We start from the raw sequence: 15,207 nt of genomic DNA, 5'->3' as shown, positions 1-15,207 counted from the left end.
CGAGCAAACGCGTTGTGCCAGGATGTCCGGCATGTCGAAGCCAGGGTTAGGGAAGGCTATCCACACTGGCTCGCCCGCCGCGCCGATCGCGATCGTCGGTATCGGCTGCCGGCTCGCGGGCGACATCCGCACACCCCGGGACTTCTGGTCGTTCCTGCTCGCCGGGGGCAGCAAGGTCACCGAGGTGCCGGCCGAGCGCTGGGAGCCCTACCTGCACCGGGATCCGCGCAACGCCGCACTGCTGCGCCAGACCACCCGGTGGGGGACCTTCCTGGACGACCTGCCCGGCTTCGATGCCGAGTTCTTCGGCGTCTCGCCCCGCGAGGCCGAGCTGATGGACCCGCAACAGCGGATGGCGCTCGAAGTGTCCTGGGAGGCGCTGGAACACGCGGGCATCTCGCCGCGGTCGCTGGCCGGCAGCGACACCGCGGTGCTGATGGGCGTGAACTCCGACGACTACGGCAAGCTCCTCATGGAGGACATCGCAGGCATCGAGGCCTGGACCGGGATCGGCACCTCGCTGTGCGGCGTGGCCAACCGGGTGTCGCATCTGCTCGATCTGCGCGGACCCAGCGTCGCGCTGGACGCCGCGTGCGCGGCCTCGCTGGTGGCGGTGCACCAGGCCTGTCAGCTGCTGCGCGACGGTGAGACGTCGCTGGCGCTCGCGGGCGGGGTCAGCGCGCTGATCGGCCCCGGCCTGACACGGGTGCTCGACGTCGCCGGCGCGACGGCGCCCGACGGCCGCTGCAAGACCTTCGACGACGCAGCGGACGGTTACGGCCGTGGCGAGGGCGCCGGGGTCGTCGTGCTCAAACGCCTGGCCGACGCGGTCCGCGACGGTGACCGCGTGCTCGCGGTCGTGCGGGGCGGCGCGGTCGCGCAGGACGGCAGGACCGTCGGCATCATGTCGCCCAACGGGCAGGCCCAGGAGGATCTGTTCCGGCTCGTCTGCCGCGTATCCGGTATCGCGCCGGCCGGCGTCGACTACCTGGAGGCGCACGGAACCGGAACGCCCACGGGCGATCCCGTCGAGATCGGCGCGCTCTCGGCGGTCTACGGGGCAGGCCGGGCCGACAACCCGTGTGCGGTCGGGTCGGTCAAGCCGAACACCGGGCATCTCGAAGGCGGTGCCGGTGTCATCGGCCTGATCAAGGCGGCCCTGGCCCTGCACCACCGCGAGCTGCCGCCCACCGCGGGCGTGCGCACGCTGACCACCGCCGTGGATTGGGAGAACAGCGGACTGCGGGTGCCAGTCGAGCGGGAACCGTGGCCGCAGCGCGACGGCCCGCGCCGTGCCGCGGTGTGCAGCTACGGCTACGGCGGCACCATCGCGCACGTGCTGCTCGAAGAGGCACCGCCCACCCCCGATGTCGAGACCGGTTGTGGCAGAGCGGAATTCCTTCCACTGTCGGCGCGCTCGGAGTCGCGCCTGCACACGCAGGCCGCAGCCCTGGCCGATCACCTGCGCACCGCGCAGATCCCGACCGGCGAGGTCGCCGCCACACTGTGGACGCGCCGAGCCCACGAACCGGTCAGGGCCGCGGTGCTCACCGATGACGTCGACGCGCTGGACGCTCTGGCCGGCGGGCAACGGGACCCGCGGGTGGTGACCGGAACCGTCGTTCCCGGTGCCGACGCGGGCGCGGTGTGGGTGTTCTCCGGACACGGTTCGCACTGGGCCGGGATGGGCGGCGAGCTGCTCGCCGTAGAGCCGGCGTTCGCGGCCACCGTCGACGAGGTGGACCGGGTGTTCGGGCCCGAACTGGGCTTCTCCGCGCGTGAGGCGCTGGCCACCGGGTTGCTCGGCGGTACCGACCGGGTGCAGGCGCTCACCTTCGCGATGCAGGTCGGTCTCGCCGCGGTGCTCAGAGAGCGCGGAGTGGAACCTGCCGCGGTGATCGGGCACTCGGTCGGCGAGGTCGCCGCCTGCGTCGTCGCCGGGGTGTTCGACCTGGCGCACGGCGCGTCCATCGCGTGCTACCGGGCCCGCGGGTTCCGGGCGGTGGCCGGCGACGGCGCAATGGCGTTGGTGCGCCTGCCGTTCGACGAGGCCGAGTGCCGACTGGGCGACCGCACCGACGTGGTCGCGGCGATCAGCGCGTCGACCGAATCCACGGTGGTGTCCGGCACGGTGGCCGCGGTCGACGACGTCGTCGAGGCGTGGACGGCCGCCGGGATCATGGTGCGCCGGGTGAACACCGACGTGGCCTTCCACAGTCCGGCGATGGACGCACTGACCGGTGAACTCGCGCGGCTCGTCGCGACCCTGCCCGCTCCGGGCCGGGCCCGGGTGCCGCTCTACACGACGGCGCTGCAGGATCCCCGGTCCGGCGCCGCCCGCGACCCGGACTACTGGGTGGCCAACCTGCGCGGCCGGGTGCGCTTCGCCGAGGCCGTGCAGGCCGCCGGGCAGGACGGGCACCGGCTGTTCCTCGAGGTGTCCGCCCATCCCGTGGTGTCGCATTCGATCGTCGAGACGCTGACCGCACTCGGCATGGACGACCACGCCGTGGTGCCGGTGCTGCGCCGCGACCACCCGGAGGGGCGTGCCGTCGCCGCCGCGGTCGGCTCGCTGTACTGCCACGGCGCGCCGGTTGCACACGGGTTCACCCCGACGATGCCGTGGGCCGAGCTCCCGGGCACGCAGTGGCAACACCGCCGGTTCTGGCGCACCCCGACGCCGCCGCCCAACACCCGCGCGCTGCACGATCCCGCGTCCCACACGCTGCTCGGCGGCGTCGTCGACGTGACCGGCGAGGTGCCGGCGCGCGTGTGGCAGACCGGCCTCGACATGGGCAATCGGCCCTATCCCGGCGACCATCCCGTGCAGGGCACCGAGATCGTCCCTGCCGCAGTGCTGTTGAACACTTTCCTGACCGTGGCCGGATCGGGCGGCCTGACCGATGTGCGGCTGCGCACACCGGTGCCACCCGGCCGGGCCCGCGACATCCAGGTGGTGCTGCAGGACCGCTCGGTGCGGATCTCCTCACGGCTGGCCGACACCGACGGTGCCGACGAGTCCGGATGGCTGACCCACAGCAGTGCCGTCGTCGCGACCGGCCAGGACTTCGAAGGCGAGCTCACCGAGCTGATGGGTGGCGGCGTCGACGCGGCCACCTGGGACCGGTGCACCGAGCCATTGCCGCCCGACCACGTCGTCGACACTCTCGCCACGCTGGGTGTGGCGGCGATGGGCTTCGGCTGGCAGGTCCTCGAGATCCGGCGCGGCGCAGACGAACTGCTGGTCCGTGTCCGCGCCGAGGCCGACGGTTCGGTGCCGCCCAGCTGGGCCACCCTGCTGGACGCGGCGACCTCGGCGGCGTCCACGGTGTTCGACGGACCACCGCGGCTGCGGATGCCCGCCCGCGTCGAGCGCGTGCACGTGTGCGGTGCGCCACCGGCGGTCGCGGTGGTGCACGTCCGGCGCCGCGCGGGCACCACCACCGACGTGGTGATCGCCGACGAGTCGGGAGCGGCGCTCGCCTCCCTCACCGCGATGACGTTCGAGGAACTGGAGAGCGCCACCGGGACCGACGCGTCCCGGATGCTGCACCATGTGGCGTGGCACGAGACGGAGTTCGACGGCGACGCCCGGCCGAGCGAGGTCGCGGTGATCGGCGCCGGCGTTGGGCTCGAGGCGGTAGTGCGGGAGTTGACCGAATCGGGGGTGCCGCACCGGGTGTACGGCAGCCCGCAGCAGGTGCCGGTCGACACCGGAGATGGCTCGGTGGTGCTGCTGGTGCCCCGCGACGACTCGCCGGAAGCCGCCGTCCTGCAGACGTTGGACACGCTGAAACACCTCGCCGACAACAACTCTCAAGCCCGTCTCTGGGTGCTGACGCGCAAGGTGCACGAGGGGGAGAACCTGGTGCATGCGCCGCTGTGGGGGATGGCGCGCGTCGCCGCGGCCGAACACCCGCAGCTGTGGGGCGGTGTGCTCGATGTGGCCGGTACGGTGCCGGTCGGGGTGCTCGCGTCGCTGTCCGGCCACGGTGTGGTGGTGGCCCGTGACGGGGTCGCGCTGACCGCGCGACTGACGCATGCGCGCCCCGGCGCCGGCGCACCGATGACGTGCTCACCGGCCGGCACGTATCTGGTCACCGGCGGTACCGGCGTGCTGGGGTTGCGGATCGCGCACCGGCTCGCCGACCTCGGCGCCCGACGGTTGGTGTTGCTGTCCCGGTCGGGAATGCCGCCCCGGGGGCGGTGGGCCGAGGCGCCGACCGAGGCGACCCGCGCAGTGTCGGCGCTGGAGGAGCGCGGGGTGTCCGTGCACGTCGCGGCGATCGACATCGGGGCCGCGGATGCGGGCGAGCGACTGCGGGCGGTGCTCGACGATCTGCCGCCGGTGCGCGGTGTGGTGCACGCCGCCGGGGTGGAAGCCGGTGCGCTGCTGGTGAACACGTCGGAATCTGACATTCGGGCCGCGATGCGTCCGAAGGTGGCGGGCACGCTCACCTTGCACGAGTTGTTCCCACCCGAGCAGTTGGACTGGATGGTGCTGTTCTCGTCGTGCGGCTACCTCGCGGGCTTCCCGGGGCAGGGGGCGTACGCGTGCGCCAACGCGTTCCTGGACGCCACGGCGCGGCACCGGCGCGATCTCGGTGACCGCACGGTCAGCGTCGCGTGGACCGCGTGGCGTGGTCTGGGCATGGGGTCGACGTCGGATTACGTCGCGGCGCAGCTGGAAGCACTCGGGATGGGCACCGTCGGGGCCGACGATGCGATGCGCGCGCTCGACTCCGCCATGCGCGGTGACGAGCCGAACGTCGTGGTGCTGCCGCTGCTTCCGGAGGCGGCCGCGGTGCCGATCCTGGCCGACGTGGCACCGAGCGCCGATGTCGACACCGGCGATACCGCACCGGTCGGTCCCGGCGATGCCGACCTCGGCGAGTGGGTGGCGCAGCAGGTGGTCGAGGCGGTGGCCGCCGAACTCGGCCTGTCCGACAGCGAGGTGGATCTGCGGGTTCCGTTGGTCGAGGCCGGTGTCGACTCGATCATGACGGTCGCGCTACGGCGTGCGCTGGAGAAGCGCACGGGTCTGTCGCTGCCGCCGACACTGTTGTGGGAGCACCCGACCGCCGCAGCGGTGATCGACCGGATGGTCGAGATGCTCACGCCGCAGTCCGAAAAGGCTGACATCAGTTAAGCATTCGGGTTACGGGCCTTGGTCGTCTTCGGGGAGGAGATAGCGGTCGGGGTGGTGGTAGCCGTTGATGCGGTGTTGGCCGGTATCCAGCTCTGGTGGCGGGTGCCATTCGGTCTGGTTCTTGGTGTTGCGGGTGGTGCTCCAGCCCGTCTTGTCGAGCATGCGGTGATCTGACGGGCAGGCGAAGGTCAGCTCATCGATGTCGGTGTGGCCGCCGTCTTTCCAGTCGGTGGTGGCGTGGTGGACCTGGCACCAGTAGCCGGGGGCGCTGCACCCGGGCCGGGTGCAGCCGCGGTCGCGCGCATGCAACACGATCCGCTGCGCCGCGGTGGCCAGTCTTTTGGAGCGGCCCAGGTACAGGGATTGGCCGCTGTGTTGGTCGTAGACATACAGGTAGTGGTGGGCGTTGGCGGCCATCCGGATCAGATCCCGCATGGGCAACAGTGATCCGCCGCCGGTGACCGAGCCCCCGGCGCCTTTCTGGAGTTCCTGGAGGGTGGTGGACACGATCACCGTGGTCGGCAGTCCGTTGTGGGTGCCCAGTTCGCCGGATTCAAGTGCCCGGCGCCCCACGGCCAAAAACGCGTCGTGGCGGCGCTGGGCCGGGGTGCGGGTATCGGGGCCGTCGGTGTTGGCTCCGGGGGCGGCTTCTTTGGCCAAGATCGCCTCCCAGACCGCCAGCGCCTCGGGGGTCAGTGTTCCGGAGATGGCGGCGGTGCCGTCGCACCCCTGCTTGCTGATCGTGATGCCACGCCGGCGGGCCCGCTCCTGGTCTGACGGTTCGGGACCATCCTGATCGATCTTCGTCAACAATCTCGCCGCCGCGGCGGCCAGGTTCTCCGGATCCAGCCCCGAGCCGTTGTGGGCCAGCTGCCGATCCGCGGCCGCACGGGTATCGACATCGACCCAGGCGGGCAGCTTCTTGTGGAACTTCGCGATCACCGCGACATGCTCCTCATCGAGCAGCCCCTCGGCTTGCGCCGCCGCGGTGGCCTCCCACGCCGGCGGCAACGGTTCCCCGGTCATCGCACGTCGCGGCCCCAACGTCTTCGCGCGCGCCAGCCGGCGTGCCGCCTCGGCGCCGGAGACCCGCAACGACGTGGTGAGGACTTTCTTCCACGTCGCCTCACCCAACCGGCACGGCTCGGTCTCCTCCATCAATCGGCTCAGCACTTTGTGCTCCACCGCCGGAATGGACCGCAACACCGTCGTCAATTCGGCCAGCAGCCCGATCAGCTCGCGGTGGGACACCTCGTCGGCGGCCTTGGACAGCACGGCGACCTGTTCGGCGATCGTCCCCACCGCCTCGGCCACCAACTCCATACCTCGAACACTAGTTCGAAGGTCTGACAAATCCGGATCGTCGCCGGGGTGATGCCGAACTGCCTGGCCGTCCGATTCGGAAGGGGCGATTCCGCCCGATCCTGCTCACATCGCCGCATGGGGACCGACGGCGCCGACCGCCAGCCAGCGGGTCACCTGACCACGTGGGGATACGCGTGGTCGCGGTGTTGGAACGCCAGGATGCTCTCGTTGAGGACGACGCCGTCGCGGATCTCGATCGCGCGGGCGATGGTGGGCGTGCGGTCCCACGTCGCGGGGCCCTCCAGCAGTGCTTCCAGGTGAGGCAGCAATGCTTCACTGATCTCCCACGTCGCCGAGTCCCATAGATACGACGGGCTGTGGTCGACCGCGTAGTAGAGCACGTCGTTGGCCAGCGCGATCATCGGCTCGACGAACGAGGTGGGTCGGGCCCAGGTGAAGCCCATGCCCACATCGCAGGAGACGTCGACGATGAGACTCCGCGGTGCGAACGAGGGCAGGTCGTCCTCGGAGGCGAAGATCAGCGGCGCGTTCGGATCCTGAAGCACACAGTTGACGACGATGTCTTTGGCGGCGAGGAACTCCGCGATCGGAACGCGCCCGTCCGGCACGTCCGCCCAGATCCCCCCGGGGGTGTCCGAGTCACCGCCCATCTGCGAAATCTGCGTGGAGGGGATCGGTGATCCGACGGCGGCGACGTCGCGGTTGGTGAGGACGTGGACATCGTCGACGCCGTGGGCGTTGAGCGCGGTGACCGCCCCACGGGCCGTCGCACCGAACCCCAGGATGGCGGCGCTGAGCCGACGGCCGTAGCTGCCGGTGATGCCGGCCAGCTGCATCGCGTGCAGCACGGAGCAGTACCCGGCCAGCTCGTTGTTCTTGTGGAAGACATGCAGGCCGAAGCCGCCGTCGGGCCGCCAGTGGTTCATTGCCTCGAAAGCGACGAGGGTCAGTTTCCGGTCGATCGCCACCTGGGTGAGCTCACGGTCCTGCACGCAGTGCGGCCAGCCCCAGACGATCTGTCCGACAGCGCATTCGGCGAGGTCTGCGGCCTGCACTTTGGGCAGCAGGATCACATCGCACTCGGCGATCAGTTGCTCGCGGGTGCGGATTCCACCGACGAACTCCGACAGCCCGTCGTCTGTCGCGCCGAACCGGGCTCCGTATCCGTGCTCGAGGAACACCTTGGGGCGCACCTGGGGACCGAGCCGGCTGAAATGAGCGGGGTGGATGGGCAGCCGGTACTCGTCGGGCTTGCGGGAGCCCGCCAGGACGCCGATCGAAAGTCGTTCTGTCTCAGTGCGTCCGGTCATCAAAGCCGTCTCAGGGACGAGGGGGGCGGTGGGGCATCGGATGCCCGGTTCATCGAGCACATTGCCAACCCCTCGCTGAGGGGACCGGTTGGTCCCGACCGGGCCAGCCTACCCCGAGCACGACCTGCCGGACATCCCGCTCAGGACGTGAGCTGTGCGACCAACTGCTTCTTGTCGACCTTGCCCACAGCCGTCGTCGGCAGCGACCGCACCGGGGTGAGCACGTCGGGCCGGGCGTGAGTAGAGGCGCCACGCTCGTCGAGGAAAGCGTTCAGCTCGGTCAGGGTGATCGGTTTACCCCGGAAAACCACTGCGGCGCAGATCTTCTCACCCAGGTAGTCATCGGGGAGTGCGACGGCCGCGGCTGCGTAGATCGCCGGATGGGTGTGCAGATGATCTTCCAGGTCGGTCGCCGACACGGTTTCGCCGCCGCGGTGGATCACGTCCTTGATCCGTCCGGTCACCTCCACGTACCCGGCGCGTGGGCCGTCGGCGAAGATGCGCACCCGATCACCGGTGCGGTAGAAGCCGTCGGGGGAGAAGGAGCGGGCATTGGCGTCGTCGGCCCGGTAGTAACCGTTGAGGGTGTAGGGCCCACGCACCAGCAGCTCACCCTCCTGACCGGGCGCCACCTCGTCGCCGTTCTCGTCGACCACGCGCATCTCGTCGAGAGGCGACATCGGGCGTCCCTGGGTGTGTACGACGACGTCCTCGGGGTCGCCGGGGCGGGTGAAGTTCAGCATCCCCTCGGCCATCCCGAAGATCTGCGACATGCCCGGGGTCAGGCGCTCCAGGATGAAGCGTGCCTCCTCGGGGCTCATCCGCGAGCCGCCGACCTGGACGAACCGCAACGATGTCGGCAGCACCGGCTCCCACTCGCAGGCCTGCGCCCACACCTTGGCCAGAGCGTTCACCAGCCCGGTGACCGTGATCCGGTGCTTGTCGATCAACGCGAACGCATTCTCGGGGCTGGGGTCGGCGGTGAACACCGTCGGTGCCCCGACCGTCATCGAACCGAGCAGCCCCGGGCAGCCCAGCGGGAAGTTGTGCCCGGCCGGCAGCGCGACCAGGTACGCGTCGTCACCGGTCATGCCGCACGCCTGCGCGCAGGTGACGGCGTTGTACAGATAATCGTTGTGGGTGCGCGCGATCAGCTTCGGCAGGCCGGTGGTGCCGCCGGACACCAACAGCAGCGCGGGCAGCGAGGGATCGACCGGCGCGCGCTCCACAGGCGGGCTCTCAGCGTCGCGGACCGACGACCACGCGACGAACGGCCCGGGTTCGCCGTCGACGATCACATGGCGCAGCGCCGGATGCTCGGCCGCCACCGATGCGGCCATCTCGCGGTAGTCGAACCCGGCGGCCCGGTCGGGGACGATCAGCGCCGTGGCACCGCTGACTTCGGCGAAGTGGCCGAGTTCGGCGGTCCGGTGTCCGGTCAGACACATCACCGGTACCGCGCCGGCGCGCAACAGCCCGAACAGGGCAACCGCGAACTGGCACGAATTGGGCAGCTGCAGCAGCACCCGGTCACCCGGTCGGACGCCCAGCTCGGCCAGTCCGGCAGCCGCCCGGTCGGCCGCCAACGCCAACTCCGCGAACGTGTAGCTCTGCGTGGCGTCGATGATTGCCGGTCTGTCGGGCCACGCGGCGGCCGCGTCCGTCAGGATCGAGTCGAGGGGCCGGTCGGTCCAGTAACCGGCCTGGCGGTACACCTCGGCCCGGTCCTGGGGAAAGGGGACGAACCCACGTGCCAGGTCATCGGCCTGCTCGGTCGGGAATCCAATGCTCATCAGTAAAAATCGCCGCTCTGGGTAGGAGTTCTCGGTGACCTGAATATAGGGTAGCCTCCCTAAAGTTAGGACAGCCTGTACTAATCGCGGGAGGCTTCGTGGGTGTGGCGTCGACGACTGCGCAGTCGGTCCGCGACCAGGTTGCCGAGCTGCTCGGCGTGGACCCGGCCGAACTCGACCCGGAGGCTGACCTGATCGCCGCCGGCCTCGACTCGATCCGGATGATGTCACTGTCCGGCCGCTGGCGCCGGGAGGGGATCGACGTCGGCTTCGCGGCACTGGCAGCGAACCCGACGGTGTCCGCGTGGGCCGACCTGGTGACCGGCGGCGACGTGACCACCGAACCGGACGTGCCGCCGGCCGAGCAGCGCGCCGCCGAGCGGGACCACACTGAGCAGGACGACACTTTTCCGCTCGCTCCGATCCAGCACGCGATGTGGGTGGGCCGCAACGACGACCAGCAACTCGGCGGCGTCGCGGGCCACCTCTACGTCGAATTCGACGGTGCGGGTGTGGATCCCGGGCGGCTTCAGGACGCGGCGACACAGCTCGCGGCGCGCCACCCGATGCTGCGCGTGGAGATCCTGCCCGACGGCACCCAGCGCATCGGCGACCGTGGCCTGCCGGTCACGGTGTACGACCTTCGGGAGCTCGACTCGGCTGCGGCTGCGCAACGCCTGGAGGAGATCCGCGACGAGAAGTCCCACCAGATGATGCACGGCGAGGTACTTCAGTTCGCGTTGTCGCTGCTGCCCGATGGCCGGACCCGGCTGCACGTCGACATGGACATGCAGGCCGCCGACGCGGTGAGCTACCGCAACTTCATGGCCGATCTTGCCGAGTTCTACGGCGGTGCAACACTTCCCGAACTCGGCTATACCTATCGGGAATACCGCGCGGCGCTCACCGCGACGACCACGGAGTCCGAGCAGGACCGCCAGTGGTGGGCCGAGCGGGTGCCCGAGCTTCCGGAGGGCCCCGCGCTGCCGCTGGTGCCGCGCGCCGAGCAGGCGGATCCGAAGCGCGCCAAACGGCGCTGGCACATCTTCGACGTCGCCACGCGCGACGCGCTGTTCGCCGCCGCGCACCGGCGCGGTATCACCCCGGCGATGGCGGTGGCCGCGTCCTACGCCGGCACCCTCGCACGGTGGTCGACGAACCGGCGCTTCCTGCTGAACCTGCCGATGTTCGGCCGCGAGCAGTTCCACCCCGACGTCGACAAACTGGTCGGTGACTTCACCTCTTCGCTGATGCTCGACGTCGACCTCACCGGCGCCGACACACCTCTCGCGCGCTGCCGGGTGCTGCAGGAGACGTTGCACACCGCCGCTCGCCATTCCGGCTACTCGGGGCTGTCGGTGCTGCGCGACCTGACCCGCCACCACGGCACGCCGGTGTTGGCCCCGATCGTCTACACCAGCGCCATCGGCCTCGGAGACCTGTTCGCCGGCAAGGTGACCGAACACTTCGGCACCCCGGTGTGGACCATCTCGCAGGGCCCGCAGGTGCTGCTCGACGCCCAGGCCACCCCGGTCGCCGAAGGGCTGATGATCAACTGGGACACCCGCGAGGACGCGTTCCGCCCGGGCGTGGCCGACGCGATGTTCGCCCACCATCTCGCCGAGCTGGAGCGATTGGCCACCGACGAGTCCGCCTGGGACGCAGTCGATTCCGCCGCGGTGACGCCGGAGCAGCGGTTCGTGCGCGACGCGGTGAACGGAGTGAAGGCCGCCCCGAGCGGGGATGTGTTGCACGAGGGTTTCTTCCGCCGCGCCGAGGCGCAGCCGGATGCGCCCGCGGTCTGGACCCGCGACGGCGACCTCACCTACGGACAGCTGCGCGAGCAGGTGCTCGCCGTCGCAGCCGCCCTGCACGTCGCCGGCGTCCGGCGCGGCGACAGCGTCGCGGTGATGGGGCCGAAGAACTACGAACAGGTCATCGCACTGCTTGCGATCTCGACGGCCGGTGCGGTGTACGTCCCGGTCGGCGTGGACCATCCGGCCGATCGCGCCGCGCGGATGCTGGCCAACGGCAAGGTGCGGATGGCACTGGTGTGTGGCGACGAACCGCCCACCACGCTTCCGGGTCTGACGGTCGCGGAAGCGCTGCGGGTGGGCCGCAGGGAGAGCGGTTTCACCCCGCCCGCGGTCGAGCCGACCGAACTGGCCTACATCCTGTTCACCTCCGGTTCCACCGGTGAACCCAAGGGCGTCGAGATGAGCCACGACGCGGCGATGAACACCGTCGAATTCATCAACGGCCACTTCGAGATCGGCCCCGACGACCGCTGCCTGGCGCTGTCCACCCTGGAATGCGATCTGTCCGTGCTCGACGTGTTCGGCATGCTGCGTGCCGGTGCGTCGATCGTGGTCGTCGACGAGGAGCAGCGCCGCGATCCCGACTCGTGGGCCCGCCTCATCGAGAGGCACGGCGTCACGGTGCTGCACTTCATGCCAGGCTGGCTGGAGATGCTCTCCGAAGTCGACGGCGACCTGTCCTCGGTGCGGGTGGTGCCTACCGGCGGAGACTGGGTGCGTCCCCAACTGGTTCGCGCGCTGCGTACGCGGGCCCCGCGCATGCGGTTCGCCGGTCTCGGCGGCGCCACCGAGACGGCCACGCACAACACGATCTGCGAGATCGTCGGCGACATCCCCGCGGACTGGACCTCGGTGCCGCTCGGGGTGCCGCTGCCCAACAACCTGTGTCGCGTCGTCGGACCGGACGGCCTGGACTCCCCGGACTGGGTGCCCGGCGAGCTGTGGGTGGGCGGGCGCGGCGTCGCCCGCGGCTACAGCGCGCGTCCCGACCTGACCGCCGAGCGGTTCGTCCACCACGACGGCGAGACGTGGTACCGCACCGGTGATCTGGTCCGGTACCGGCCGGACGGGGCCATCGAGTTCGTCGGCCGCGCCGACCACCGGATCAAGATCAGCGGCTACCGGGTCGAGCTCGGCGAGGTGGAATCCGCGCTGCGCCGCATCCCCGGCGTCGACTCCGCGGTGGCGGCGGTCGTCACTGCAGACGGCGGCCGTGACGTGCTCGCCGCACTCGTCAGCCCCGAGGCGGGCCGTGCCGCGCCGGACCCGGACAAGGTCGTCGCGTCGATGGCCGAACTCGTTCCGCCGCACATGATCCCGCAGATCGTGGTCGGCACCGACCAGATCCCGTACACGCTCGGCGGCAAGATCGACCGCGCCGCGGTGGCGCGGCGGCTCGGCGCGGCCGACGTGCTGGGCGGCAACGCGTTCCGGGCGCCGGCCACCCCGCTGGAAGCGGCACTGTGCGCGATCATCGGGGCGATCCTCGGCCGCGACACCCTGGGCGCCGACGACGACTTCTTCGCCTCCGGCGGTGACTCCGTGCTGGCCACCCAGGTGGTCGCGCGGGTGCGCACGTGGCTGGACACGCCGTCGGTCGCGGTGGCCGACATCTTCGCGGCCCGCACTGCAGCGGCGCTGGCGGCCAGGCTGGTCGCCGCCGAGTCCGACGGCACGAGGCTGACCGAGGTGGCCGAGCTGTACCTGGAGGTCTCCGGGATGGACGGTGCCGAGGTGCTCTCCGCGCTGGATTCCCGGCGATGATCGGCGAGCAGGACCAACTCGCACTCGCGCCGTGGATCAAGAGGTTCCCGGGGCGGCCGGGCACGTCGACGATCGTGTTCCCGCACGCCGGCGGCGCGGCGGCGGCCTACCGCGGATTCGCCTCGGCGCTGTCGGATCAGGGCGTCGACACGTTCCTGATGCAGTACCCGCAGCGCGGTGAACGGCTGGCCCATCCGGCCCCCGAGACCATCACCGAGCTGGCCGCGCAGATGCTGGAGGCCGCCGCCTGGGCCCGGCTCGGGCCGGTGCGGTTGTTCGGGCACTGCATGGGGGCGCTGGTCGGCTTCGAGTTCGCCCGGCTGGCGACACAGCGGGGCGTCACCGTCCGCGAGCTGTGGGCCTCGGCGAGCCAGGCGCCGTCGACGGTGGCCGGGTCGCGGCCTGTGCCGACCACCGACCGGGAGATGCTGGCCGACATCGCCGACCTCGGCGGCACCGACGCCCGACTGCTCGAGGACGAGGACTTCCTGGAGCTGCTGCTGCCCGCGGTACGCGCCGACTACCAGGCGTTCAACCGCTACGACTGCGGCCGCGAAGTCCGCATCGGCGCCGACATCCATGTGCTCGGCGGCCTGGCCGACCATCGCGTCGAGCAGGAACTGCTGCGGCAGTGGGAGTTCCACACCGACGCCGCGTACACCTTCACGATGTTCGACGGTGGTCACTTCTACCTCGACGATCACCTCGACGAGGTCGCCGAGCTGGTGAGCTGCACATGACCGACGATCCCGTCGTGATCGTCGGGATGGCGGTCGAGGCGCCCGGCGGGGTGGACGACACCGACGGCTACTGGGCGCTGTTGGCCGAGCAGCGTGAAGCGCTGACCCCGTTCCCCGAAGACCGTGGCTGGCCGCTGCGGGCTCTGCTGGAGGGCTCCCGCCGCGACGGCTTCAAGCCGATCCGCAATCTCGGCGGGTTCCTCACCGGCGCAGCACATTTCGATCCCGAGTTCTTCGGGATCTCACCCCGCGAGGCGGTCGCGATGGATCCGCAGCAGCGGGTCGCGCTGCGAGTCGCGTGGCGGGCGCTGGAGAGTGCGCTCATCAACCCGGACGACCTCGCCGGGCACGACGTGGGCTGCTACGTCGGCGCCTCGGACATGCGGTACGGGCCTGCCATGGACGAGTTCTCGCACCACAGCGGACATCTGATCACCGGGACGTCGCTGGGCGTCATCTCCGGCCGCATCGCCTACACGCTGGGCCTGGCAGGCCCGGCGATGACCGTCGACACCTCGTGCTCGTCGGCGCTGTCCGCGGTGCACGTCGCTGTGCAGGCGCTGCGCTCCGGGGACTGTGACCTCGCGCTGGCCGGGGGAGTGTGCGTGATGGGATCGCCGGGCTATTTCGTCGAGTTCGCCAAGCAGCACGCACTGTCCGACGACGGGCACTGCAGGCCCTACAGCGCGCACGCCAGCGGCACGGTGTGGGCCGAGGGCGCCGGGATGTTCGTGCTGCAGCGCAGATCCGCCGCGCTGCGCGACCGCCGCCGGATCCTGGCCGAGGTGCTGGCCAGTTGCGCGAACTCCGACGGCCGGTCGGTCGGGCTCACCGCGCCCAGCGGCCGGGCCCAGACCCGGCTCTTCGCACGCGCGCTGGCCACCGCGGGCGTCGGCGTCGACGACATCGGCATGCTGGAAGGCCACGGCACCGGCACCCGACTCGGGGACCGCACCGAACTCACCGCTCTCGTCGCGACGTACGGCACCGGCGCGCCGGGGCGCGGCCCGCTGCTGGGCTCGGTCAAGTCCAACCTCGGGCACACCCAGGCAGCCGCCGGCGCGCTCGGGCTGGCCAAGGTGCTGCTGGCCGCCGAGCACGCCGCAGTGCCCGCCACCCTGCACGTCGACGAGCCCAGCCGCGAGATCGACTGGGAGAAAACCGGTTTACGGCTGGCCGCCAAGCTGACCCCGTGGCAGCCGGTGGCAGGCAGGCGGACGGCCGCGGTGTCGGCATTCGGGATGAGCGGCACCAACACCCACCTCGTGGTCACGGTGCCCGACCCGCCGCAGGGCAGGGCGGCGTGAT

General features: G+C 70.9%; 7 protein-coding genes. 4 read left to right on the top strand and 3 right to left on the bottom strand.

The features are described 5' to 3' along the window. Positions 1-31 precede the first annotated feature (31 nt). On the top strand, positions 32-5,149 hold the full coding sequence (locus C6A87_RS17830) for an SDR family NAD(P)-dependent oxidoreductase (protein WP_311113503.1): 5,118 nt from the start codon (positions 32-34) through the stop codon (positions 5,147-5,149). Between the two features lie 9 nt (positions 5,150-5,158). Here the strand turns inward: C6A87_RS17830 and C6A87_RS17825 are convergent, their stop codons facing one another. The 3 genes from C6A87_RS17825 to C6A87_RS17815 all read right to left on the bottom strand — a co-directional run bounded on the left by C6A87_RS17825 (position 5,159) and on the right by C6A87_RS17815 (position 9,578). Beyond that, positions 5,159-6,472, bottom strand: a complete 1,314-nt coding sequence (locus tag C6A87_RS17825) for an HNH endonuclease signature motif containing protein (protein ID WP_311113502.1) — start codon at positions 6,470-6,472, stop codon at positions 5,159-5,161. A 152-nt stretch (positions 6,473-6,624) separates the two neighbouring features. After that, on the bottom strand, positions 6,625-7,785 hold the full coding sequence (locus C6A87_RS17820) for a N(5)-(carboxyethyl)ornithine synthase (RefSeq protein WP_311113501.1): 1,161 nt from the start codon (positions 7,783-7,785) through the stop codon (positions 6,625-6,627). Between the two features lie 140 nt (positions 7,786-7,925). Next, positions 7,926-9,578 (bottom strand): AMP-binding protein, encoded by a 1,653-nt coding sequence (locus tag C6A87_RS17815; protein WP_311113500.1) that lies wholly within the window; start codon positions 9,576-9,578, stop codon positions 7,926-7,928. A 98-nt stretch (positions 9,579-9,676) separates the two neighbouring features. Here C6A87_RS17815 and C6A87_RS17810 point away from each other — a divergent pair, with 98 nt between their 5' ends. The 3 genes from C6A87_RS17810 to C6A87_RS17800 are packed head-to-tail and all read left to right on the top strand — an operon-like array spanning position 9,677 to position 15,206. Then, a complete protein-coding gene (locus tag C6A87_RS17810) occupies positions 9,677-13,159 on the top strand; it encodes an amino acid adenylation domain-containing protein (RefSeq protein ID WP_311113499.1) in 3,483 nt (1,160 codons plus the stop codon). Beyond that, on the top strand, positions 13,156-13,899 hold the full coding sequence (locus C6A87_RS17805; protein ID WP_311113498.1) for an alpha/beta fold hydrolase: 744 nt from the start codon (positions 13,156-13,158) through the stop codon (positions 13,897-13,899). Before C6A87_RS17810 ends, C6A87_RS17805 begins: the two co-directional genes overlap by 4 nt. Continuing rightward, positions 13,896-15,206 (top strand): polyketide synthase, encoded by a 1,311-nt coding sequence (locus tag C6A87_RS17800; protein ID WP_311113497.1) that lies wholly within the window; start codon positions 13,896-13,898, stop codon positions 15,204-15,206. Before C6A87_RS17805 ends, C6A87_RS17800 begins: the two co-directional genes overlap by 4 nt. Position 15,207: the final 1 nt, after the last annotated feature.

It is taken from the genome of Mycobacterium sp. ITM-2016-00317 (assembly GCF_002968295.1).
In the GTDB taxonomy this organism is placed as follows: Bacteria; Actinomycetota; Actinomycetes; order Mycobacteriales; family Mycobacteriaceae; genus Mycobacterium.
This window is presented reverse-complemented; position numbering and strand designations above follow the sequence as displayed.